This is a genomic window from [Clostridium] fimetarium, from assembly GCF_900111235.1.
In the GTDB taxonomy this organism is placed as follows: Bacteria; Bacillota; Clostridia; order Lachnospirales; family Lachnospiraceae; genus Clostridium_N; species Clostridium_N fimetarium.
Genome location: NZ_FOJI01000001.1, coordinates 145,140 through 172,117, shown reverse-complemented (window position 1 = coordinate 172,117; position 26,978 = coordinate 145,140). Strand labels below are relative to the sequence as shown.

General features: G+C 34.3%; 17 protein-coding genes. All 17 read right to left on the bottom strand.

The window, feature by feature from the left end; genetic code table 11:
• Window positions 1–98: 98 nt before the first annotated feature.
• On the bottom strand, window positions 99–3,059 hold the full coding sequence (locus tag BMY18_RS00850; protein ID WP_092449621.1) for a reverse transcriptase domain-containing protein: 2,961 nt from the start codon (window positions 3,057–3,059) through the stop codon (window positions 99–101).
• Window positions 3,060–4,064: 1,005 nt separating this feature from the next.
• Window positions 4,065–5,030, bottom strand: a complete 966-nt coding sequence (locus BMY18_RS00845; RefSeq protein ID WP_092449619.1) for an Abi family protein — start codon at window positions 5,028–5,030, stop codon at window positions 4,065–4,067.
• Between the two features lie 15 nt (window positions 5,031–5,045).
• A complete protein-coding gene (locus BMY18_RS00840; RefSeq protein ID WP_092449617.1) occupies window positions 5,046–8,408 on the bottom strand; it encodes a DEAD/DEAH box helicase family protein in 3,363 nt (1,120 codons plus the stop codon).
• Between the two features lie 308 nt (window positions 8,409–8,716).
• Window positions 8,717–9,220, bottom strand: a complete 504-nt coding sequence (locus BMY18_RS00835; RefSeq protein WP_092449615.1) for a hypothetical protein — start codon at window positions 9,218–9,220, stop codon at window positions 8,717–8,719.
• 233 nt (window positions 9,221–9,453) lie between these two features.
• On the bottom strand, window positions 9,454–10,320 hold the full coding sequence (locus BMY18_RS00825) for a restriction endonuclease (RefSeq protein WP_092449611.1): 867 nt from the start codon (window positions 10,318–10,320) through the stop codon (window positions 9,454–9,456).
• 233 nt (window positions 10,321–10,553) lie between these two features.
• The gene (locus BMY18_RS00820; protein ID WP_092449609.1) at window positions 10,554–11,117 is read right to left on the bottom strand and encodes a hypothetical protein; all 564 of its coding nucleotides are present in this window, start codon (window positions 11,115–11,117) and stop codon (window positions 10,554–10,556) included.
• A gap of 100 nt (window positions 11,118–11,217) precedes the next feature.
• Window positions 11,218–12,384 (bottom strand): restriction endonuclease subunit S, encoded by a 1,167-nt coding sequence (locus tag BMY18_RS00815; protein WP_092449607.1) that lies wholly within the window; start codon window positions 12,382–12,384, stop codon window positions 11,218–11,220.
• Window positions 12,385–12,392: 8 nt separating this feature from the next.
• On the bottom strand, window positions 12,393–13,868 hold the full coding sequence (locus BMY18_RS00810; protein WP_092449605.1) for a type I restriction-modification system subunit M: 1,476 nt from the start codon (window positions 13,866–13,868) through the stop codon (window positions 12,393–12,395).
• A 128-nt stretch (window positions 13,869–13,996) separates the two neighbouring features.
• Window positions 13,997–14,182, bottom strand: a complete 186-nt coding sequence (locus BMY18_RS00805) for a helix-turn-helix domain-containing protein (protein WP_092449604.1) — start codon at window positions 14,180–14,182, stop codon at window positions 13,997–13,999.
• Window positions 14,183–14,553: 371 nt separating this feature from the next.
• The gene (guaA, locus tag BMY18_RS00800; RefSeq protein WP_092449602.1) at window positions 14,554–16,095 is read right to left on the bottom strand and encodes a glutamine-hydrolyzing GMP synthase; all 1,542 of its coding nucleotides are present in this window, start codon (window positions 16,093–16,095) and stop codon (window positions 14,554–14,556) included.
• 165 nt (window positions 16,096–16,260) lie between these two features.
• Window positions 16,261–19,101, bottom strand: a complete 2,841-nt coding sequence (gene uvrA / locus BMY18_RS00795; protein ID WP_242940922.1) for an excinuclease ABC subunit UvrA — start codon at window positions 19,099–19,101, stop codon at window positions 16,261–16,263.
• A 30-nt stretch (window positions 19,102–19,131) separates the two neighbouring features.
• Window positions 19,132–21,120 (bottom strand): excinuclease ABC subunit UvrB, encoded by a 1,989-nt coding sequence (uvrB, locus tag BMY18_RS00790; RefSeq protein ID WP_092450204.1) that lies wholly within the window; start codon window positions 21,118–21,120, stop codon window positions 19,132–19,134.
• 232 nt (window positions 21,121–21,352) lie between these two features.
• A complete protein-coding gene (locus BMY18_RS00785; RefSeq protein WP_092449600.1) occupies window positions 21,353–22,612 on the bottom strand; it encodes a S41 family peptidase in 1,260 nt (419 codons plus the stop codon).
• 98 nt (window positions 22,613–22,710) lie between these two features.
• On the bottom strand, window positions 22,711–23,994 hold the full coding sequence (locus BMY18_RS00780; protein WP_170841239.1) for a murein hydrolase activator EnvC family protein: 1,284 nt from the start codon (window positions 23,992–23,994) through the stop codon (window positions 22,711–22,713).
• Window positions 23,995–24,062: 68 nt separating this feature from the next.
• Window positions 24,063–25,265: a murein hydrolase activator EnvC family protein gene (locus tag BMY18_RS00775; protein ID WP_092449596.1), complete on the bottom strand. Its 1,203-nt coding sequence runs from the start codon at window positions 25,263–25,265 to the stop codon at window positions 24,063–24,065.
• A gap of 106 nt (window positions 25,266–25,371) precedes the next feature.
• Complete coding sequence (gene ftsX, locus BMY18_RS00770; RefSeq protein WP_092449595.1) at window positions 25,372–26,280, bottom strand: permease-like cell division protein FtsX; 909 nt, start codon at window positions 26,278–26,280, stop codon at window positions 25,372–25,374.
• The gene (gene ftsE, locus BMY18_RS00765; protein WP_092449593.1) at window positions 26,270–26,956 is read right to left on the bottom strand and encodes a cell division ATP-binding protein FtsE; all 687 of its coding nucleotides are present in this window, start codon (window positions 26,954–26,956) and stop codon (window positions 26,270–26,272) included. Before ftsE ends, ftsX begins: the two co-directional genes overlap by 11 nt.
• Between the last annotated feature and the right edge of the window lie 22 nt (window positions 26,957–26,978).

The window sequence follows — 26,978 nt, the reverse complement described above, 5'->3', positions numbered from 1 at the left end:
TTTACAATTCAACTCAGAATACATCCCCACATCATATAGTATTTTACATCTTCTTCGCTTTTAATGTCCAAATGGTTATTTTGATCCATATTTTTTAATCACTTCCAGTTCGGCGGTAAGCCTTTAATTTTTCCTTTTTTATCTAAACATTTTATACATTTTTGCGATAGATGCGATACCGTACGAACCTTTTTACATGCCAAACATTTTTTGACTTGTTTTTCAAAATCACTATAGTAACTATTCTTAAACTTCTGTAGTGCTTTTACTTCTAGCTCTCCAACAATAAGAATATCATTTTCTCCACCCTTTATCTTTAAAATATCCTTGAAATCAGTTTTATACGGGCCTGTCACTCTTGAATCTCCATATTTCGAAGTATTTGCTTGAACGACTAAAGTATGCAAATCTCTTGCAGCCGATTCAACTATACTTGAAAAATAGTTTGTATCTCTATTTAATTGTGGCACACATAAAAAATCCACTTCACCCTTCATTATCAATCTGGAAGCAATATCTGTAAATTCAAAACATAAAATTGTACTAAATTTTTCTTTTCCATTATTAACCATGTAATATGTAGCTTTGGATGGATTTTTACTTACATATCCAAGCGCCGCTAATTCCATTCGCTCTTCTGGCGCATAATAATTTTTTTCTCTAAATAATGGAATCATATTCTTAAAGTATGTCTTTCCACATGTACTTGCAATCACGCAAACAATATTAAAAACTCGATCATTACAAGCAATATATTGAAGTCCTGTAACAACCGTAATTCCATATTGTTTTGTAAAACCGCCAATATCACTAAGCCACAATGCAGGCATGTAGAACTCAGGAAAAACTAAGTATTTTACCTTTTCTTCCTTTGCAGTGTTTAAAAGCTTATACAAACTCTGTTTTTTTTCAACTGTTATCCCCTTTTCAGGGTACAATAATATATCAAATACTTCATCTTCATTAATTTTTGTATTTACCAAGCCCACTTTAGTATTTCTCTTATCACAATTATCGCTTATTACAATATCTTTTCTCGCTATATTCAATTCAGCAGAAAAGTTTTCTACGTCATAAATTATAGGATTTGGAATCTTTTCACTTAAATTGTTCATTCTAATATAACTTTTAAATATTGAATTATTATCTTCACGCACAAACTTATTTCCGCTTCCTATTGTGAAGTAAAAAACGCAAAAATATAATTCATTCAAATGAATAAACCTTGGTGACCAGCGTATTTTTTCTTCATCTAGCTTAAACAATTTTTTTCTAATAGTTACATCTGATAAGATTTTATTCAAATTCATATTTATTAACGGAATTTCATTAATGCTATCATCCATTGAATAATTTATTAAAGGAAATGAGACCATATTATGACTAAGCATATTTGCCTGTCTTATCTTTTGTCCTAATATTTTATGTTTTTTTATATTGCCCCTGTAGTAATCTAACGCAACAGCCAACCCAATAGAGATATCTAACTTAAGCAATAATGAACATTTCAATTTATTTAATATAGGCTGCTTCTTTTTTGAATAAATTTCATCCTCTTCAACATAATCAAACGAAAGATTTCCTATCTCCTTTTTAACATTAAAATAGAACGTACTTGCCCTATCCTTATCTTTACATAGAAATAATAATTCAAAAATAGTTCTCCATGTATTTGAGAATTCAATTGCCTGGCTTCCAGAATAAAAATTAATAATATCTGTCAAATATTTTTCGATATACTTTTTATCATAAGAGGCATTTTTTAAAATTCCTTTTAGACCATTAATGAATAATGTTGCATTATAATTATCACTTTCCATAAATTCAAGATTTCTTATTTTCATAGAATCATCACTTGAATTCATAGTATATGCTCTGCTATTAAATGAATCTCTTAAAACATCTATATCTGGTAGTAGATTTGCTTCACTTGAATTTTTTTTAATTTTTTTACAATACACATCAAGAAGAATATTTTCTTTACCTTTTTCAAAATAGAAACAATTAACTTTTTCACCCTGTAATTTGACTGATGGTTCTGCAAAAAAATTATATTCACCATTTGTATTCTTCGCATTCAATATTTGCTTCTTGACCAAGATATTTTCAATAATTTCTTCTACTGATATATGTTCTATTTGACCTGTTCCAACAACTATTAGCATATCATCTACATATCTTCCGTAATACTTCGGAGATAGACCTGTTTCTATACTATTGTCAACCCCCTCAAGTGCAATATCTCTTAATATTAATGGACTTATTAAACCAATAGGGAATACTGTCTTGCCAATTGATTTTTTAATTCCTTTTTTGTACTTGACAACTAATTCTGTATATTTAGTATATATGTCACTTATTACAGATGTAAGAAATTCGATGCTGGTATATCGTTCATCATTATCAAATAATTTAGCAAACTCTCTAAAATCAAAATCGATATTGTAATAAAAACTTTTCAAATCGAGGCTAATCATCGCAGTATTTTCTTCTTTACCTGTTTCCATAGCAGCATCTAATGCTTTATTTCTCCACCTTGTATAACATTGAAAGTAAGGCTCAAAGCAACGATTAGATTTAAAATCTATTCCTGAGATCAAATCCTTTTCTGCGTTAAAAAGACCTTTTTTAAATTGTCCTGCATGAGAATAAGTGAATTCTCCATATTGCTCTGTATATATTTTTTTAATAAACAGAGTCCACATTAAATCTAAAATTAATAATTCTACAGGTATGTCTATTGTAAAATTTACTTTGCAAATTTTTTTATTCTTATCTATATTTCCTCTAATAAGTCTTATATCGTTATTGATACTCTTAAATGTTTTTGGCATAACACAAATTTTTATTTGATTCTCCAATTCATCAAAATACTGTCTATTGTCCTCAAATACATTCTTTGCTAACATTTCTAGATTATCTTTAAATTTTCCATCCGTTTCAAATTCAACTATTTTCATTTTTATATACAACAATGTCTTGTCATAATAATAATATGATTTAAGTTTTTTGTAGGAACCCTCTACCATATAACGTACATTATCTAAACTATCAAACATTTTAGCATCCTCTATTCCATCCAATCCAACATCTGTTCATTTAACTGCCTCTTCACTACTTGCCAATTCGGATAAAACTGATCCATATACGCTCGAAATACATCAGCACCTAGCTCTAAAATTCATTGACATTCACATTTCTTACAGTAAGAAAATGAAGAGCCATCCGTTGTTACTAATTCCTTCTTCTCCTGGATAACTTTCAATCGCAAGCTTTTTCCTAATATATCAAAATCCTCACCGCTAACATATTGTCTTGGATCAAATGACCAACTTGTTCGATTACTTATACCCTAGCTTGTTCGGATTCTACGATTTCGCATAACGCATCATATATTGTAGTTGGTAATAAATTCACGAATCTTATGAATGAGCAAAATAGTCACATTCTCCCAACGTTTTATAATATTCTTAAGAAGTGCCTTAATTTATGTTCAACAGACCGCCATGCAAATAACATCTTGGATTACAAATTCCCCATTTGGTTCTCATTCAATATTCAAACAAATTATTTTCATGCATTTTATCTTCTATCTTCTCTGGTATTTTCAATTTTTTTCTATTTATATAAATTATTATTCAATTCAATTATTTTTTTGTAAAAAAATAGTCAAGAATATTCTTGACTGGAATAAATTTTATATATATTACTTAAACTTTTTTATTCACAACACAATTAATTTAGTCCCAAACTCTTGTCAATTATGTTTTTAAAACAGTCCCCTAAAAGTAATACAATTACTTATTTATTCTCCCCAGAATCAGAAATACTCTCTATAAAATATATTACCATAATATACTAAATAAGTCATTATTTTATCAAAAATTGTTTTAAAATGTATATTTTTCTGATTAACAATATAAAGCAACCATATATTTCTTTTTATACTACAAATTGCATCTGTGTTATCTATAAATTTCAGCAAAAAAATAGAGCAGAATCGTAAATAACAATTCCGCTCCGCAAAGGCAACTAGACCTTTTCAATGTGATATTATTGTAATCTTAATCAAAGAAAATGTCAACACATTTTCTCAAAAATATAAAATTCGTTTTTATCTTCTCATTAGAATCATAATATGTAATATTTCTAAATAGACGTTCCATTAACCTTAACATCTTGTCCTTGCTATGCCGCCTAACCCCTTCACTTGAAACTATCTTATTGTGCATATAAAAAACGGTGATAATTTGCTTAATTCGTTCATTGCAAAGCTTTGTATCTCTTATGGATTTTGTAATTCCATTATCTCCAAGTATTTTTATGATTCTATTGTTAACTTCACCTTTACAATACCGTGGATCTGTTTTACCCAATTCATTAATGATACAATTACTATGGGCAGAAGCATTTCTAATAGATTTAATTGCCATCAGCAAATAAAAATCGTCCTTCATATCCTTACTATTATATACATCTGCACAGAATTTATAAAAATGAATGAACTCTCCAAAAGGTATCAATTCCAAAAATACCCATATAGGATAACGTGCCTCATATGTTTCTATCAGCCCCCCACAATAGGGATTATCTCTATTACGATTTAATTCAGACAGCATGGCCTGATAAGGATTATATTTTTCCGTTTCCATACTTTTTAAATGCTCAAAATAGGATTCCACTAATTTATATGCATCTACCGCCTTCTCCTCAACAATTCGCAAAAGCTTTACCTTTGCATAATGTTCAATATTCAAGGCTAAATGTACCAAAACATACCTAATCTCCATATCAATAATAGCCAAATCTTTTAGCATTGCAAAATCAAGATCGATATACTTATCTTTATTAACGCCATCTGGATGCTTACTGAAATTTTTTCTATAAGCTCTCAATTTAAAGTAATTATTATTTTCCTTGAGATAATTTTTTGCTTCATCAGCTTTCATAATTTCAAATTTAATGCCCTTATCTTTTAAATGTTCAATTTGACCATCTAAATCAAGAATAGGTCTATCCTTTATTTCCATTGAATTCCTCCCCGTTTATCCCACTAATGCATTTTTCCTAATCTCATTCACCAGTTTCACAATCTCAGACTGTCTCTTACTATCAAACAGCTTCACAAAGCTCATCGGCTTATCAAACGGTGGTTTCATCAATTCAGTAACATTCTCAATATATCCATTCTGTTCCACATAATCAACAATTTTCTTCACGAATACAATCTGTTGCTGATTCAAGGACTCATCATCAATAAATAATGAAAATGCTTTCATTGCCGCTTCATGTTCTAGTTTTGCAATTTTACGAATAAGTAAGCCAAATGGCGTATCTCCAAATTCTCTCTTATAATCTTCTTCATTCCCCAATTCCTTTGTGAATATACTTGCCAATGTCTCGTAATCTCCTGCTTCCAGCTTCACATTATTACGAAGTTTCCAGATTGCAATATGATCCTTATGTTGCTCAATATAACGATTTACCTTTAATCGATAATCTTCAAAATCGTAAGCAGCATCTAAGATATCGCCTTCTTTTCTAGTCAGAATCGGATCTGCAAGACTGGTCATAATCGGCTGTTTTCCGCTTCCTTCATCCACTGTAAGCTTGATCAAATCTCTTAGCTCCACTCGAATATTTTCAAACAACATAATATCATTTGCCGCCCAAAATTCATCCGTGGTAACCGTTTGAATCAGCGGAAGCTTTTCCTTAATTTTTGGAATAATTGCTTTTTGTTCCAAGGCTCCCATTAATGTGCATACTTGATTTTTTGCCTTTTTAAAACCTGGCAGTATTTCCAGCTGGGATATAATCAATCCATACATCAAGTTATCAAATCTTTTTGCATATTCATCCTTATCTTCCATGGTTACTAATGGTGCTATATGCCTTGATAAATCATGGGAATCCTGCTCTGATATACAGGTAAATGCTTCTCCTTTATCAAATTTCTCTATATGACGTAGTTGCATATGTACTGCTGTCAGTTCTTTATTCAGACTCTGTATCTGCTGTAATGCGATGTCAACGAGCTCAGTTCTCCAGTTTTGATATTCCACCCCTAGGTAATCGGATGTCTGCAGATTTTGAATAACTCGTACTCTCTTACTAAATATCTTTTCACTAAGACTTTCGGTATCTTTTCCTTCAATTCCTTCTTTATTGGTACGGAAATATTCAAAGTTTCCGCAATAATCGAAGATATAGAATCTTTTTTTATCCGTATATTCTCCATCTTGCCTGTCTACAAAAGTCAGATCTTTGCAAAGTCTGGTCCCACGTCCAATCATCTGCCAAAACTTTGTTTTTGAGCGCACTTTCTTGAAAAACAGAAGATTGACCACTTCCGGAACATCGATACCGGTATCCATCATATCTACAGACACTGTGATATATGGTGCTTTATTAGCTACCTTGAATTCATCAATAACAGACTGTGCATAAGTATCTTCACAGGTAATCCGTTTTGCGAATTCCCCTTTTAGTTTTGGATAGAGTTTGTTAAACCGTTGTAAAATAAATTCGGCATGTGTTTTGTTTTGGGCAAAGATAATCGTCTTCCCTATTCGATCTCCGCCTTCTACTTTAATTCCATTTTCCATTAAGTCCTGTAATACAAGATCTACAGTCTTTTCATTAAAAACAAATTTATTAAGAGTAGGTGATGGCACACACTCTGGTATATTTCCCTCGTCATCCCCAAAATCATCTTCGTAACGTTCTTTGTCTTTTTCTTCCAGATCATCATATACAATTCCTTCTTCCAGGAATTTTGTAGATGTCTCAATATTAAAATAAGGCACAAGTACGTGGTCATGATAGACTGCCGTTTCATAATCATAGGCATAGGTTGGCACCCCATGTTCCATTTCAAAAAAGTCATAGGTATTGCGATCCACATCTGTCTTTGGTGTGGCAGTCAGCCCTACTACAATGGCATCAAAATATTCGAATATTGTACGATATTTCTTGAAAATACTTCTATGCGCTTCATCTACGATTATGAGATCAAAATGTGAAGATGTAAATAAGCGCTGTCCATCCTCTGTCTTTTCAGAATCAATAGCATTTAATATAGTTGGATATGTCGAAAAAATAATTCTGGCATTTTTATCATCTTTATTGGATAAGAGATTGCAAAGGCTCATGTCCGGAAGATAATTTTTAAAATCATCTTTTGCCTGTTTTACAAGTGCTGTTCTATCTGCCAAGAACAAAACATTTGTCACATATCCACCTCTGGATAATACGTCTGTAAGACTAGACGCCGTTCTTGTCTTTCCAGATCCAGTTGCCATGACCAGAAGATTCTTACGGTGCCCCTGCAGTACATTATCACACACAGCGCGGATTGCTTCTTTCTGGTAATAGCGATCAGTTATTTTATCATCAATGTGAATCGTAGTTAAATCTTTTCGTTCCTCCCTGCGATTCATCAATTTTTGCAAATCAATTTTTGAAAAAATACTGCTTACTTTTCTTTGAGGATAACTTTCATCATCCCAAAAATAGGTTTCAAAACCATTGGTAGTAAACATCATCGGTCTACGACCATATCGCTCTTCCAGTGCTTTTGCATAAAGTAATGCCTGCTGTCTTCCAATGTTGGCATCCTTACTTGTCCGCTTTGCTTCAATAATTGCAAGTGGCAAACCATCTTTACCAAACAAAACATAGTCAGCATATCCCATCTGACCTAGTTTCCCATCCATATTCTTAACTTCAAATTCTTCTTTCACATCATCGTCAAAATCCCATCCAAGTAATTTCAAATCTACATCTATATATTTCTTCCGTGTCTTGAACTCTGACAAATCTTTTGCAGTAAATGTTCTTTCCTCTTTGTGCTGATCTTTTCCCGCTGTAAATGTAGCAGAAAGTGCCTCTATCTTTGCTCTAAGTGTTTTTATTTCACTTTCTTTTTCCGAAAGTAAACTTTCCTGCTCTTTAATTTTTGCCACATCAACTATGACTTTTTCTGATGGAATTAATTTTTCATCAAAATTTCTTTCTTGATACTCACTTCCATAACAATAATCGATCCACTCAATAAATTCAAATAATCCCTGTAATGCCAATACTGCATCACTTTTTGATACTTTTTTCTCTGTATGTACTGACAGATTGCCTAGCTTAATGATAAATGGCATCTTGCCCCACGTTTTGCCATCCAGGGCAAAACGAAAACTTGGTTCGTGAATCAATGATTGCAAATTATCTTTATAAGGCATTGAAATCGTTGTATCGGCAGAATATACCCATTTTACTGCAAGCTCTAGTGCTTTTCTTGCTCCAACAGCACTCATGGCAGGAGATGAAGTCAAGACCTTCTCCGCCTCAACACAGGCTGCTGCAAAAAGTTCATATTCAGTTTTTGATGTTAAGAATTCGAAGTTTGACATATATCTCCCCCTAATATTACACTTTTATTCTTGATAACTATATTAATTTCCAAGATTTCTCATGGTAGGAAATTCTCTATTATATATACTTTTTAAAGTTTTGACTATCTTTTAAAAATAGAACTTGTTTATCTTTATTCATACTCCAAATTATCTCTATGTAAAACCTTTATATCTTATTACTCTGAAATTTTTTATATTGATTCAAATTATAATTCTATACGTCAACTTCTACTTTGTATAGATATTCATTACTTGCTACTATATATCTTTGCCAGTCATCTTTCAAATACTGATTCATATATTTATTAAGATAACTTTTTCTTTCTTCGTTTAACCTTAATTCCCAAATCCTTATTTGCAATTTCAGCAATTTTAATTTTTGCTTCTTTAGCCTCGTATCCAGGTCTATCAAAATAAGAAACCCAATCTCCATTTCTTTCATCTTCAGATTTTGTACTTGATGACTTCATTAATTCATCTAAAATGTCAATAACTTCGTTATTCAACATAAATACGGGTGATGAAGACAACATTTCCAACTCACGCTTAGCAAGTATATATTCTTCTTCTCTTAATTCTCGTTCTACATTTTCTTCATCATTTTCATTTTCTATACATCCTGAATGTTCATCTATTAAATGCCAATAATAACGTTGTGTTTTGTTTAATGAATCAATTATTTGACTGTACTTCGTTTCTTTTCTCAACCATATTTCCTGTCTATAAAATCCTCTCAAAGACAAATTTGAAGTCAATACAGCAACTATGATTGCAATTATCAAATTAATTAATATTGATGTATAATCCATATGCATCCCCCAATAAAACATAAAATTTAATTACTTGAAATATTTTTGTATCTGAGAATCAAACAACAACTATGTTTCATCTAAGTATTTCTGCACTTCGACTTTCAATTTGTATGAAATAATTGTACTGTAATTTATTTCCACATTCTTTATATATAAATTTTAATATACTGCCAACGTCGGATAAATTTTCATCAAGTTCTGCTTCATAGTTAATGTTTCTTGATGCAGTCCTAAGTATTTCCTTGCTTTTCTCTTTCAAATTCTTTTACTAAACCCATCCATGGTTTTTCTATTCCTGTTTTTGTTACATCTATCATCGAGATAAACTCTTCAAAATTTACTAATTCGAAATAGTTGAATTTACGTTCAGTAATAACCTGTTTTCTAATCTCTTTGGCTCCTCTTGAAAAACTTTTAGCTGTAGATAAAAAAATCCCCTTCTTTGCATTCTTCAAATACATAGCTCCAACAAATTCTCTTATAGGAGACACAAGTTCAACATGTTCTGGGCTTTGTCTTCTTTTTACTTGTACTAAAATCGGCTCATCTGATTTAACAAGTAATAAATCTACTCCCCCGTCACCAGTTTTCCCTACATGCTTAACTTCACAATTGTAGTACGATGAAAAAACATGTTGACCAACCTCTTCAAGCTTGTATGGGTCAATATCATATAAAATATCTTTTCTTTTCTCAAGTTCTTTCATAAGTGCTTTTATTGGCAAGTCCTTATCTGAAACATCATATTTTTTAATTATTGCATGCCGAATTGTATCCCAACGCTTAATTACGACCTTGTCTATCCAATCTTCTTCTTCACTAAAACGTTTATAAAATTCCCACCATCCACATTCAGGACATTCCCAGATATCAATATGACTCCACATTTCTACTCCCATTGTTCTGCAATAAATGTTAGTATATACATCAGGAATTTGTATCTTACAAAATGGACAAAATCCTCTTTTTCTAAAAAACTGCTTTTTAGAATCAGGCTCTTTTATACTAATAATATTCATCTTTTCCTTATTTCCATTCTTATCAAACTCATAGTTGTCTTCATAGAAATCTGAATAATCTAAAATGATTTTACTCATATATAATCCCTTCTTTATAATTTATTAATAGATTCCTTTATGCCAGCCTTTAATTTGTATGGCTATTACTAAAAATATTTCTTCATCAATGAGTCAAATAACAACTGTGTTTCACCCAATGACTTCTGTTCTTCAGCTCTCAATTTTTCTGGCTGCTTAAATTTTCGTTCTATCTCTACGCTTATCTAACAGTTATTCTTAATACATTTTCTATATCAAGGCACAAATTAATACTACTTATTGTCCGGTAAAATTCTAAAATATGCACGTTTATCCATACCTGAATTGTAAAATCCCCAATTTCTAGAATATGTATTATATGCAACTAGAGCTTCTGCATAAAACTCCTTAGCCATCTCATAGACAACTTCCTTTACATTTTCACAAGCATATTTTTCTAAATATTGGTCAATCAGTAATTCATGAAATTCGAGACAACCATATTTTTCTTTTAAATCTCTATAAAATAAACTTTTTTCATTGTTTTCACTAAACATTTCTTTGACGTCTAATTTAATCTCTTTCAAAATATCCAAACTTTGTCCAACTTGCAGTGAAATAGGCACAAGATCTATATTTTCCCTGCCAACTAAAATCCATACTCTTCCACTTTGTTTATTATTTGATTCCTCAACATCAATATTTTCGTTTTTACCATACTCATCTATTTGATTTAGTATCTCTTCTGCGGTGTTCTCACACTTGATTTTACAAATTTCTTTTAAAATATCCGAACCAAGCAAATCATTAAGGTTTTTTTGAAAATCTATATCTTTTATCGGTTTTATTTTAGCCATTCTTCTCCTTACTGTTTTAGCAAACTATAAAATTTATCTTATCAGAGTTCTATAACATTTAAAAATGCAACTTTCATTTCTAGCCAATGATGATTTGCGATTACTTAAAATATTGCTGCATTAACGAGTCAAACAATATCTGAGTTTCATACAAGGATTTCTGCACTTCAACTTTCAAGTTGTCAACTTGTTGGACGAAGGTTGCAAACTGCTCTTGTAGCCTCCTTGGTGGCGTTAGCACATCAATATCCTTAAGCAAAAAAATTTTGAACTCGGCAAATGTTGATCCTGATCCAAGCTTTGGATATTCAATCACTGTTTTTTGTTTCATGAAAAACTGTAAATACCATGTGTCATATATTTCTCGATCAGCAGATATGCTAAGAACTCGACCATCTTTATAGTAAAATGGCTCTTCTGTATCTACCATCCAAACCTGCCCTTTATTGCAAATAGACGGCATTAACAAGTCTCCAACCTTTGGTTTTGTATCATCATTTGCAAGTCTCTTATAATGCTCTTGTGAAATATAGTAAGGGGCTGATGGTTTCCGACCATTTGCAAGCTCACCTATTTCAGTTCCCCTGTAGAATGGTATGCCCTCCTCGACGAACTCTGTTGTAAATACTCTATGACTTGAACCTACATTAGCTATATCCCCAAGCTTAAGAGTTTCATACTTGTACTGCCCTGTGGATATGTCTCCAAACATATCCACAAATCGGGATTTGATGAGGTTGTCTAAATCTAATAATTGCCTTTTTCTTAATATTATCAACTTATTAGCTTTATCCAAAACAGAAACAATATTCTCTTGTTCTTTGACCTCATGTAATTTAATTTTAACTTTTGATAAAGTTGCCTTATTTAAGGTTTTACCCATAACAGCTTTATTTGTTCCTTCATTCCAATCTTTACTTAAAAGTAAGTAATATAAATAGTCAGAAGATAATCTCTCTCTTTTTTTATCAATTAAGGCCATTATGGCTTCGTTGGAATAAATCTTTTCTGTTGTAATAGCCAGTTTTCCAATAGACAGCTTAAAACTCATAACAACCGTATTAGAAGGTATTTCTTTTATACCCGATTCAGTAATTGCTAAATCTGTGAGTTGTTCTTTGGTTTGACTGACATATTTATCGTATCCAGAAAGATCTCGTATTGAAATCCAATCATTATTTCCATTGTTCCAATATTCACTATTTTCTCTCGCAGGCGTCTTTCCCATCTGTAATTCGAACAAGTCTTCCAAGTAATATTCTCTCATATCCACCCCTACAAATCTAAATTTAGTAATTCTTTTAATTCTGTCTTTAAGGTTACAATTTCTTCATCTATTTGATCAATTCTCTCCATAATAACCTTAGGTGAATCATATTCAACTTTTTCATAAATCACTTCTTTATACTTATTAATTGAAAGATCATAACCATTTCCTTCTATTTCTGCTTTTGTAACAAAAAATGATTGTTCTGTCTTTGCTCTGTCAAATTCCTGATCAAGGTAATTCCATCTTTCCAAAATATCCGGAATATCATTTTTATCTGTCTCCTGGCGTTTGTCATCAAGTGTCTTTCCATCTGACTTCATATCATAGAACCATACATTATCCGTTCCACCATCATCTGTTTTCGTAAATATTAATACAGCTGTGGAAACCCCCGCATATGGTTTGAACACGCCACTTGGCATAGAGATAATTGCCTGCAGATGCTGATTTTCTACAAGTTCTCTTCTAAGTTCTTTATGTGCATTCGAATTACCAAATAGTACACCATCTGGCACGATACAAGCACATCTTCCGCCCTTTTTAAGCATTCTTAAGAATAGTGCTACAAATAATAGTTCGGTCTTTTTTGTACTACAGATTGCCTTCAGATTGTCGTTAATACTTTCTGAATCAACTGTTCCTGCAAATGGTGGATTTGCAAGACAAATTGAATATTTTGATATAATTTCATTCTGTTTTGACACACTATCTTTGTAATCGATATCTGGATTACTTATGGAATGAAGCATCAAATTCATTGCTGAAATTCGAAGCATTGTTGAATCTGTATCAAAACCAGAAAATGCACCTTTATCAAAATGTTCCCACTGCTCACTCGTCATGGTTGCTTCGTATTTTTTCCTTACATATTCAGATGCAGATACTAAGAAACCTGCTGTACCACATGCTGGATCACAGATGGTATCATCTGGGGTTGGATTTACTAACTGAACCATCATTTCACGGATGTGCTTAGGCGTTCGAAACTGCCCATTTTGCCCTGCAGTAGCAAGTTTATCAAGCATATATTCGTACAAATCTCCCTGCATATCGAGTCCGGTCAAATCTTTTTCATATAAGTCATCAAGACCCGTTACGATTTTCTGTAATATCTGCGGGGTCGGAATCATAAACATAGCATTCTCCATATATCTAGAAAAAGCAGATGCATTATTCCCATTCAAAGACTTAATAAAAGGAAATACCTTTTGTCCAATAACTCCAAATATCTCTCTAGAATCTTTATCCTTAAACTTACTCCAACGCATAGCCTGACCGTCGTCATCTTGCGGAAATATCTTTTCCATCTTTTCGCTTGTTAAAGCTTCAAAACTTTCGTTTTCTAACTCTTTTTCATCCAAAGAACGTATAAACATTAGATACGTAATCTGCTCAATTACTGTCAAAGGATTGGTAACACCCCCTGCCCACATATCTGTCCATATTTTATCAATTTTATTCTTAATCTCGCCTGTTATCACGCTTATTTCCTCCAGTGTTACATCTATTGTATTTTTCAGATTATCTAACATCTAAATCATTTACATATCTTCATTTAAACATCTACATATCTCTATTATCCATCATACCCTGTCCCAAAAATCCGATCTTACAGTGCACCTTTACCACTCTTTACCCATGCATCAACTTCAGAAAACTTGAATTTCCAAAGTCTCCCGACTTTATGAGCTGGTATATCTGCCTTTTTAATCCAGTTTCTTATGGTATCTTTGGTCACTCCCAGATACACTGCTGTTTCTTCTAAACTCGACCATTTTTCATTTATTTCAGGCATACATTTTCCTCCGAATTGTCTAATTTATGTTTTTATACAACTACAGCTATTGTATCGTCAATCCAGCATATTTACAATCTCTTTTCGCTCTTTTACATATGATTAAGTATGATTTATACGTAACAACTCTAAATGTATTGCTCTTTAATTAGGTTTTCTAATGCGACTTAAAATTTGTTTTCGTGATTTTTAATTCTTGGTTACTTTCTAGCCTAATTACTCTTAGATATGCGAAGCTTTTTTCCATCTCAGCTATAATGCTTCCACTATCCCCTTTTCCAACGCAGCTATGTTAGTGCCAAAACAGTGCCAAACGGCATAAAAAAAGCCCGCAACCCTTGATAAATCAAGACCTTGCGGGCATTAAGAACCTATTCGAACTCAATAGTAGCCGGCGGTTTCCCCGTGCAATCATACAACACACGATTCACGCCCTTAACTTCATTCACAATCCTTGTAGTAACTTTCCCAATCACTTCCCAAGGCAATTCAGCCGCCTCAGCCGTCATGAAATCACTAGTATTAACAGCTCTCAATGCAATCGCGTAGTCATAAGTTCTCTCATCCCCCATAACTCCAACCGATCTCATATTCGTCAACGCTGCAAAGTACTGACCTAAGCCTTTATCAACTCCAGCCTTAACAATCTCTTCTCTATAGATTGCGTCTGCTTCCTGTACAATCTTAACTTTTTCTTCCGTAACATCTCCAATAATCCTTATCCCAAGTCCTGGTCCAGGAAATGGTTGTCTATATACTAAGTAGTCAGGAAGTCCAAGTTCCAACCCCGCTTTTCTAACTTCATCTTTAAATAGATTACGTAGTGGTTCCACAATTTCCTTAAAATCAACATAGTCAGGAAGTCCGCCAACATTATGATGGGACTTAATCACTGCTGATTTACCAAGGCCAGACTCAATAACATCTGGGTAGATTGTTCCTTGTACAAGGTAATCGACTGTTCCGATCTTTTTCGCTTCTTCTTCAAATACACGGATGAATTCTTCACCGATGATTTTACGTTTTGCTTCGGGTTCTGATACGCCTGCAAGTTTTTCGTAGAATCGTTCTTGTGCATTCACACGGATAAAGTTAAGGTCGTATGGGCCACTAGGACCGAATACTTTTTCAACTTCATCGCCTTCGTTTTTACGAAGAAGACCGTGATCAACAAATACACATGTAAGTTGGCTACCGATCGCTTTTGAAAGCATTACGGCAGCTACCGATGAATCAACACCGCCTGATAATGCACAGAGAACTTTCCCTGTTCCTATCTTTTCTTTGAGGCCTTGGATTGAGGTTTCAACAAATGCATCCATCTTCCAGTCGCCTGCGCAATTACAGATATTGAATAAGAAGTTGCTAAGCATCTTCGTTCCTTCAGCTGTGTGCATTACTTCTGGGTGAAACTGAACTGCATATAGATTTTTATCCGCATTTTCCATTGCTGCAACTGGACATACTGGTGTAGATGCAGTTACTGCAAATCCTTGTGGAGCTGTTTCTATATAATCTGTATGGCTCATCCATGTACTTGTTGAGCTACTTACACCGGTAAATAATTTTGAAGAAGTATTAATTGCGACTTCTGTTTTACCGTACTCACTAACAGGAGCAGTTGCAACTTTGCCGCCTAATTTGTGTGCCATAAGCTGTGAACCGTAGCAGATTCCAAGAATTGGTATTCCTATTTCAAATATTTCTTTCACGTAACTTGCTGATTCTTCTGCATATACACTATTTGGTCCACCTGTAAATATAATACCCTTAGGGTTTTTTGCTTTAATTTCATTAAGACTCATTGTGTAAGGTACAACTTCACAATAAACGTTACATTCTCTAACTCTTCTGGCAATCAATTGATTGTACTGTCCGCCAAAATCAAGAACTAATACTAATTCCTTTTCCACGACTTATCCTCCTGTTTAAAATTCAATATTGATTCATTATACAGAAACAGTACATATATATCAAGCTATAGTTCTAGGTATTTCTTTACAAGTTTTATTTACACATATTTCTCTGCACATATTTCCTTATTTTTTCTCAATATCCCTATAACATCTTGCACATTTCTATAATCCCAAATATTTCTTAAGATACTTCCCAGTATAAGATCCTTCACATACTGCAACTTCCTCTGGTGTACCTTTTGCAATAATTGTACCACCTCTGTCGCCGCCTTCAGGTCCGATATCAATAATATAATCAGCAGTCTTAATCACATCCAAATTATGCTCAATTACAACTACAGTATTCCCACCTTCAGTAAGTTTTTCAAGGATTTCAACAAGCTTGTGAACATCTGCAAAATGAAGGCCTGTAGTTGGTTCATCTAAGATATAGATAGTCCTTCCAGTGCTTCGTTTACTCAGTTCCGTTGCAAGCTTAATTCTTTGCGCTTCACCACCTGATAATTCAGTGGATGGCTGTCCTAATTTGATATAGGATAGGCCAACTTCATTCATTGTTTCAATTTTACGTTTGATATTTGGGACATTTTCGAAGAACTTTACAGCCTCTTCTACTGTCATGTCAAGGATATCGTGAATATTCTTGCCCTTATACTTCACTTCTAAAGTTTCACGGTTGTAACGCTTCCCATTACACACTTCACACGGTACATATACGTCAGCCAAAAAATGCATCTCGATCTTAATAATACCATCACCACTACAAGCTTCACATCTTCCGCCTTTTACATTGAAGCTGAATCTACCCTTTTGGTAACCTCGTTCCTTTGCATCTGGCGTAGCTGCAAATAGATCTCTAATTTGATCAAACACGCCCGTATAGGTCGCCGGATTCGATCTTGGTGTTCTGCCGATGGGAGACTGATCAATCGCAATAATTTTATCCAGTTGTTCTATTCCCTCAATCCCATCGTGTTTTCCTGGTATTAATCTCGCTCTATTCAGCGATTTTGCCAAATGTTTGTAAAGAATCTCATTGATTAATGAACTCTTACCCGAACCAGAAACACCAGTAATACACGTCATAATTCCCAGTGGAATATCAACATCGATATTCTTAAGATTATTCTCTCTAGCTCCTCTAATTGTAATAAATCCATTCGGTTTTTTACGTTCGGTCGGTACTGGCACTTTCATTCTTCCACTAAGATATGCTCCCGTAATAGAACGTTTGTTATTCATAATATCTTTTGCGGTACCAACAGCAACAACTTCTCCACCATGTTCGCCAGCTCCAGGACCGATATCCACAATATAGTCCGCAGCAAACATCGTATCCTCATCATGTTCCACAACAAGCACTGAATTACCTAGGTCGCGAAGGTGAATAAGCGTCTTTAGTAACTTATCGTTATCTCTTTGATGAAGTCCAATACTAGGCTCATCCAGAATATAGGCAACACCTACTAAGCCAGAACCAATCTGGGTTGCAAGTCTAATTCTTTGCGCCTCGCCCCCTGATAATGATCCAGTTGCTCTGGCAAGCGTAAGATAATCCAATCCAACATCCACGAGAAATCCAATTCTTGCCTTAATTTCTTTTATAATTAGGCTTCCAATCTGTAACTGTCTATCTGAAAGCTCCATTTTTTCAAGGAAATTCTTAGCTTTCACAATAGACATTGCCGTAAAATCAGAAATATTTTTATCCACAATCGTTACTGCAAGGGAAGACTTTTTGAGCCTCTGTCCATGACATTCCTTACAAGGAGTTATCTGCATAAATGTTTCATATTCCTGTTTTTGAGAATCAGATGCCGTTTCTCTATAACGTCTTTCTACATTCTTAATGAGTCCATCAAATGACACATCATAGATTCCTTCTCCACGCTGTCCTCTATAATATACCTTTACTTCTTTGCCCTTTGTTCCATATAAGATAACGTCTTTTATATTCTCTGGATAATCTCGAAATGGTGTATCAAGACTAAACTTATATTCCTTTGCTATCGCATCCATTATCGCTCTTGTGTAACTAGACTTATCCGTTACCGATTGCCATCCCATAACAACGATTGCGCCTTCATTGATACTGAGGCTATCATCCGGAATCATCAAATCCATATCAAATTCCATCTTATATCCAAGTCCAGAACATTCAGGACACGCTCCAAATGGATTATTAAAAGAAAAGTTTCTAGGCTCAATCTCATCTATACTGACACCACAATCAGGACATGAAAAACTCTGACTGAAATTAATAGGCTCACCGCCTACAACATCAACCTTCATCAACCCATCTGCTAACTTAAGTACTGTTTCAATTGAATCCGTAAGTCTCTTTTCGATACCTTCTCTAATAGAAAGTCTATCAACAACCACATCAATATTATGCTTCTTATTCTTATCGAGCTTAATATCATCCGTAAGTTCATATACACTTCCATCCACCATCACTCTAACATAGCCGCTTTTCTTAGCCTGTTCAAATAACTTCGTATGTTCCCCTTTTCTGCCCCTAACCACTGGCGCAAGTAGCTGAATCTTCGTTTTCTCAGGAAGTTCCATAATCTGATCAACCATCTGATCAACCGTCTGTTTTTTAATCACTTTTCCACATTCCGGACAATGTGGAATTCCTATTCTTGCAAACAACAAACGTAAATAATCATAGGTTTCCGTTACCGTACCAACTGTAGAACGTGGATTTCTATTCGTTGATTTCTGATCAATCGAAATCGCAGGAGACAATCCTTCAATACTTTCAACATCTGGTTTTTCCATCTGTCCAAGGAACTGTCTAGCATACGAAGACAATGACTCCATATATCTTCTCTGACCTTCTGCATATATCGTATCAAATGCAAGTGAAGACTTACCAGATCCACTAAGGCCCGTCAATACTACTAATTCATTTCTTGGAATGTCCACAGAAATATTTTTTAAATTATGCTCATTCGCACCACGTATCTTAATATATTGTTTTTCAATTTTTTTCGCCATGTCCAAAACCTTTCGTAAATATAATATATATCATTTCAACTCATACAACTGCTTATTAATCTCAACCATCTTATCTCTCAGCTTTGCTGCCTCTTCAAAATTCAACTCCGCTGCAGCTTTATGCATATTCTTATCAATTGCTTTCACTACTTTTTCAAGTTCCTTCTTGCTCATAGATTCATAATCTTTATCTATCTCAACACCAATTCCAGCCTCTGCCGCTCTGGATATACTAATCAGATCACGTACAGCCTTCTTAATAGTCATTGGTGTAATCCCGTGTTCTTCATTATAAATCTGTTGAATGCCACGTCTTCTGTTGGTTTCGCTGATTGCTCGATTCATAGAATCGGTAATCTTATCTGCATACATGATAACATGTCCATCAACATTACGAGAAGCACGTCCGATTGTCTGAATCAGAGATGTTTCAGTTCGCAAGAACCCTTCTTTATCCGCATCTAATATGGCGACAAGTGTAATTTCTGGAATATCCAAACCTTCTCTGAGCAAATTAATACCTACCAACACATCAAACGCATCAAGACGCATATCACGAATAATCCTAGCGCGCTCTAGCGTATCAATATCTGCATGCAAATACTTAATACGAATTCCAATCTCACGCAAATAATCCGTCAAATCCTCTGCCATTCTCTTCGTCAACGTTGTGATCAATATCTTATTTTTCATAGCAATTTCTTTGTTAATCTCTGAAATCAAATCATCAATCTGGCCTTCAATTGGTCTTACTTGAATCTGAGGATCAAGAAGTCCCGTTGGTCTAATAATCTGCTCCGCGACCAACATCTCATGTTCTCTTTCATAGACAGAAGGTGTTGCAGATACAAATAACATCTGATCAATCTTTCCCTCGAATTCAGTGAAATTCAGAGGTCTGTTATCTTTTGCTGAAGGGAGTCGAAATCCAAAGTCTACAAGTGTAGACTTTCTAGACTGATCTCCTGCATACATTCCTCTAATCTGAGGTATTGAAATATGTGATTCATCAACAATAATCAATAAATCCTCTGGGAAATAGTCTATCAACGTATATGGTGGCGCTCCCGGCTCTAATCCCGACAAATGTCTCGAGTAATTCTCAATTCCCGAACAAAATCCAGTCTCCAACAACATCTCTATATCAAAATCAGTTCTCTCTTTTATTCTTTGTGCTTCTAACAGCTTGTCTTCACTTTTAAAAAACTTAACACGTTCATCAAGTTCAGCCGAAATATCCTCTACGGCCTTAGCAAGCTTTTCCTTATCAACAACATAATGAGATGCTGGAAAAATCGCCACATGGTCAACTACCGCCTTGATCTCACCAGTTAGTGTATCAATCTCTGTAATTCTTTCCACTTCATCACCAAAAAATTCCATTCGGATTGCATCTCCACTTGATGATGATGGGAAAACTTCAACGACATCACCTCTAACGCGAAAGGTTCCACGTTTGAAATCCATATCATTTCTCATATACTGAATATCAATGAGTTGTCTAATCACTTCGTCTCTATCTTTTATCATTCCTGGTCTAATAGAAATAACCATCTTCTTATAGTCAATAGGCGCACCCAAACCATAGATACATGAAACACTGGCTACAATAATAACATCTTTACGTTCTGAAAGTGCCGCTGTCGCCGAATGCCTGAGCTTATCGATCTCATCATTAATGGCAGAATCCTTCGCAATATAAGTATCGCTCGCAGGCATATATGCCTCCGGCTGAAAATAATCATAATAACTCACAAAATATTCAACAGCATTCTCCGGGAAATATTCCTTAAACTCACCATAGAGCTGTCCAGCTAACGTCTTATTATGTGAAATAATAAGTGTAGGCCTCTGAAGTTTTTGGATAACATTGGCCATAGTAAATGTCTTACCAGAGCCTGTAACTCCTAATAAAGTCTCAAATTGATTGCCTGCTTCAAATCCCTTAACAAGCTTATCGATTGCCTGTGGCTGATCACCTGTAGGCGAATATTCTGATACAAGTTTAAATTCTCCCATACTTTTCTCCATTTCTGTGGCTTGCGAAAGCAAGATACATCCCACGACTAATGCATATCTTTCTGGCTCCTTTATAATATTAAAAGATTGCCAAATCATGACTCCTTTATAGTCTAAAAAGACTGCCAAATCATGACAGTCTTTTTATTCTGCAATGATACAATAGCTCAAAAGCTTTCAACCATTGTATCATATCATTTTTCTATTTGCAAACATTTGTTCTGATATTCAGTTACTGAGCTATCTTACCCTTAACAATTTCAATCGCTTTCTGTAACTGATTGTCTTCTTCAAATGTAATTCCTGTTTTGTTTTTAATCGCTTCATCTACCTCAACAACAACATCTGGTGTAACACCTTTTCCCTGAATTTCTTGTCCTTTTGGAGTGAAATATTTTGAAATAGTGAATTTAATTGCACTACCATCTGTAAGTTGTTTCACTGTCTGTACAATGCCTTTACCAAATGTAGTTGTACCTACAATCGTTCCAACACCATAGTCTTGAACAGCACCTGCAAATATTTCAGATGCACTTGCACTGTCACCATTCACTAGTACAGTCATTGGAACTTTGATTTCATCTGTATTTTTGCCTTTATATTCGATTTTTTTACCATCTTTATCTACAGTATAGACAATCAAACCATCTGGTAAAATCTCATCAAGCATATTTACGACTGTATCAAGACTTCCACCTGGATTAGAACGAATATCAATTACAAGACCCTGCATGCCATCAGCAGTTAAAGTTTTATAAGCATCTAAAAACTGTGCATATGTAACTGCATCAAATTGTGCAACTGAAATATAGCCGATTTTGTTATCTAACATCTTATGTGCAACCGTTGGAATATCTATCTTTCTGCGTTCTACTGTAAGTGAAATAGGATCCGCAACACCTTCTCTTAGAAGTTCAATTTGAACAGTTGAACCCTCAGCGCCTTTTATTTCTGCTACAACTGCGTCCAAATCCCTGTCCATTACAGATACGCCATTTACCTTAGTAATAGCATCTCCGATCTGCATTCCAGCTTCACTACCAGGACAATTTTCATATGGCAATACAACTTTAATTGTACCATCATCATTCTTACTGACTACGACACCAATTCCATAATAATTACCTGTGACAGCCTGAGTAAAAGACTTATATTCTTCAGCTGTATAATAAACTGTATATTTATCTCCAAATGAATTTAAATATGCCTTATAAATGTTTTCAGAAGCATTTGAATCATCCACGTCAGCAAAATAAAATGAATTAAGAACTTGTTCTAACGTATTTAACTTTGTTAACACCTTATTGCCAATACCATCTTGTGCTTGTGTGACAGATGTATCCTGAACATAGATTTCTCCATTTGTTCCAAGATGAATATAACCTTGCTTACTAAAAATCACAAATGCAATTGCTACGATTATTAAAATTGATAAGATACCTGCTAGCGTTCCTTTTAGGAATAAATGTTTCTTGTTCTTCTGATTTTCCATTTTAATGCCTTTCCTATTGCCAATTTTGGCTATTATATTATTCCCCCAAATATTTATAATAAACATATGTATTTAATAGCCGTTCCAATATTATGTAATCACTGGCGATTTAAATATTGTGAACCTAACGGATCAACATATTTACCATCTAGTCGTACTCCAAAGTGTAAATGTGCTCCTGTTGACGTTCCACTAGTAGCACTTGGGTTTCCACCCATAAGTCCAATAACCTGACCCTTTGTTACATGATCTCCATTGGATACATTTATCTTTAACAAATGCATATACACTGTGTATAATCCACCACCGTGATTAATCCATATCCAGTTTCCTGCAGTTCCAGCATATTCGGCCGCTGTTACAATACCATCACTCGCAGCGACTATTTTCTCACCTTCCACTCTGGAAATTGATGCTCTGATATCAACCCCATTATGTGGAGCCGTTCTACCATCCGTATCTCCAAACTTTGATGATACTACTCCGAAAGTTAGAACTGGCCATGCAAATGTACCACCATTATAATTTAACAATGTACTTGATCCACTTGGCCCTTTCGCCGCAGCGGCAGCCTCCGCCTCCATTTGTCTCCTATTGTCAGCTTCTTCCATCTTCACAATCGCAGCTTCTTGCTCTTTATCAGCTTTTTCCTGCTGTGACTTATATGCGGCAGCTTGTTCTGCTTTTGCATTTATATTTGCAAGTTCAGTCTTTTTTGCACTCTCAACGAGTGCTAATGAACTTTTCTGTGATTCAACTGAAACCATGGCAGTCTCTAACTCAGCATGTTCATTTTGCAAAGCTACTTCAGTATCTTGAATTGTTTTTTCTGTTTCCACATATTTTACTAGCATTTCCCTGTCATAACTCGTTATTTTATTGAAGTACTCTGCTTTGTTAAGCATGTCTCCCATATCTTTTGATGCCAACAGCACTTCAATATATGATTCTGACTTATGCTCATACATATATTGTATTCTCAATTTCATTGCTGCATACTGCTCTTTAGAATCTATTTTGGCCTGTTCAAGTTGCGCTTCATTATCTATGATTTGAGCTTCTTTTTCAGCAATCTGTTGATTCAAATCATATATCTGGAAATCTATATCGTTCATTTCCTTATTCAGTGCATTGATATACGATAACGCATCCGTTTTATCTTTTTCCAACTGTGCAAGTAGATTTTTTGTATCATTTATTTCCTTTTGAGTATCTTTCTGCTTATCTTTCGCTTGATTAATGTCATCACTAGTCGTTCCACTAGCGATAACCATATAGGAAAGAATCATTGTAAAAATCAGCAGTATCGATGTAATTTGTTTTACTATAGGAATAATGCTTTCACTTATAGAAATAATTCGTTTCCCCTTCGCATTTCTCATCGGCTCGCCCCTCTTTGAATTACGTATACTCATTAATGATCTCTTTAGAAAATATAGCTACCTATGTATTAATTACTCAAATATTTAGGACCTAACGGATTAACAAATACACCATCCACACGTACCCCAAAGTGTAAATGTGCTCCCGTTGAGTTGCCCGTATTACCCATTAGAGCAATAACTTGGCCCTTAGTAACCTTAGCTCCTACAGCAACAAGCATCTGTGAATTATGCATATATACGGTATATAATCCATCTCCATGATTAATCCATATCCAGTTACCTGCTGAAGTACTATATGCAGCAATTGTTACAACACCATCGTATGCCGCGACTATTTTATCACCACTCACACCAGACGTTGCTGCTCCAATATCAAGCCCATTATGTGATACAGATCTATCTTCCATTTCCCCAAAATATGATGTTATTCTATGAGAATTTGGAACCGGCCATAAAAACTTACCGCCATCATAATTCATTGCTGGACCGCCACTTGCTTTCGCCGCAGCTTCAGCTGCCTTAATGGTAGCTTCCATCGCTGTGATTTCGGCCTCTTGCTTCTTTTTATCATTCTGAAGCTGTGTCGCATTTGCATTTGCCTGTGATACTTTTTCACTTAGTTTTTTTAGCTCGACCGCTTTTGCATCTTGAACTAATTTCATTGAACTTTTCTGTGCTTCTACTGAAGCCATTGAATCCTCAAGTTCCGTTTGTTCATTTTGCAAAGCTACTTGTGTATCTTGAATCATTTGTTCTGTTTCCGCATATTTTACGAGCATTTCTCGGTCATAGTCTGTTATTTTATTTATGTATTCTGCTTTATTAAGCATATCGCCCATATCTTTTGCTGCCAGCATAATTTCAATATATGACTCAGACTCATGCTCATACATATATTGTATTCTAAGCTTCATCGATGCATACTGCTCAACGCTTTCAATTTTTGCCTGTTCAAGTGCTGCTTGATTTTCTTTAATCTGCACCTGCTTATTATCTATCTGTATATTCAAGTCATTAATCGAACTATCAACTTGAGCCATTTTTAAATCAATTGACTTGATGTATGATTCTATATCTGTTGAATCTTTGGCAAGCTGATTTACCTGCGCTTTTGTATCTTCTATCTGTTTTTCTAAACTACTCTTTTTATTCTGTGCACTTTTAAGATCATCTGTCGTAGTTGTTCCCGTAGCGACAACTGCATACGGTAGAATCATCACAAATATTAACAACACAGAGATAATTCGCTTTCTCATCCAAATCCTCATAAGTTTTCTCCTTTAAGGATTCTAATTAAAAATCAAAACCCCTTTTAACAAAAATAGCTATCATTACGATAGCTATTTTTTTTATTTTCATCATGACTATATGGTCTTATACATTAACATGCTTACGCAATGCTAAATAACTACCAATAGAGCCAATTCCAATTCCCAAACCAATTGATATAGGAATTAAAGTTGCAAATACTGTTTCACTTGGTAAAAACGCTAAAATATTATTAAGAAGTGAAAACTTACTCAAAACAAATCCCACTAAATTACTATACAAATAATGCAATAATAATAGTGGCAATAAAGATCCAACTATACCAATCGTAAGACCTTCTACTATAAATGGTGCATCTACGAACATGTCCGTAGCGCCAATCAGTTTCATAATAGAAATCTCCTCCTTACGAACGGTAACACCAATTACAATTGTGTTAGTAATAAGGAAAATTGATACTGCTAATAGTATTATTATAATTACTACAGACGCATAACCGACCAAGACCGCCACACTAGAAAGACTGCTTGCCGTTATATCCGACTTATTTACTTGTCGTATTCCATCCATATTCTCAAGATATGTAACCAATGTTGTCTGCATAGATGCATCATTTAAATAAACTTCATAGGAAGCGGAATTTGCAAGTGGATTATCATCCTTAAATCCTTCTGCCAAATCTGCATACTGTCCAAAATATTCTTTTTGGAACTTATCCCATGCCTCTTGTGAAGATGTAAAATGAATATTTGAAACTTCCACACGACTCTGTATATTTTTGCCGATATCTTGAACTTGTTGATCATTCACGCCTTCATCGAAAAACACAGTAACACACACTGAGCTTTCTGCTTTTTGAACCATATATTGAAAATTTGTTAAAATTGCATAAAATACACCAAACAAAAATAAGCATGCTGTAATCGTTGCAATTGACGCAAGTGAAAACATTCTATTTCGATAAATGTTTTTCAATCCTTGCTTTATATTATATGCTAAAGATCTAATCCTCATAGAAATATCCACCCTTTTCTACATCACTAATGATTTTTCCACCACTCATAGTGATTGTACGTTTCTTCATCGCTTGTACTATTTCCATATTATGAGTAACAACTAAAACCGTTGTTCCTCTCTTATTAGCCTCATCCAAAATCTTCATGATTTCCCATGAATTTACTGGATCAAGATTACCTGTAGGTTCATCACATAGTAAAATAGATGGATTATTCACTAGTGCCCTAGCAATGGCAACTCTTTGCTGCTCACCACCTGAAAGTTCGTTTGGAAATGACTTATACTTGTCCAACAATCCAACCATAGAAAGCATCGCAAGTACTTGACCTCTAATCTGTCTAGCTGGTGCTTCTACAACCTTTTGTGCAAATGCTATATTTTCAAATACGTTTCTATCAGTTAATAAACGGAAATCCTGAAATACAACTCCAATATCTCTTCTTAACATTGGAAGTCTTTTTCTAGTAATTTTGTTCAAAAATTTCTTATTTACATAAATCTTACCTGTAGTAGGTTCTAATTCCTTCAACAACAATTTAATTAATGTTGATTTTCCGGATCCACTATTTCCAACGACAAAAACAAATTCGCCTTTTTCTACTCTTAAGTCAACACCGTTAAGTGCTGGAGCGCCTGATGAATATGTTTTTGAGATATTTTCTACAATTATCATTATTGCCTCCATGATTTAAACA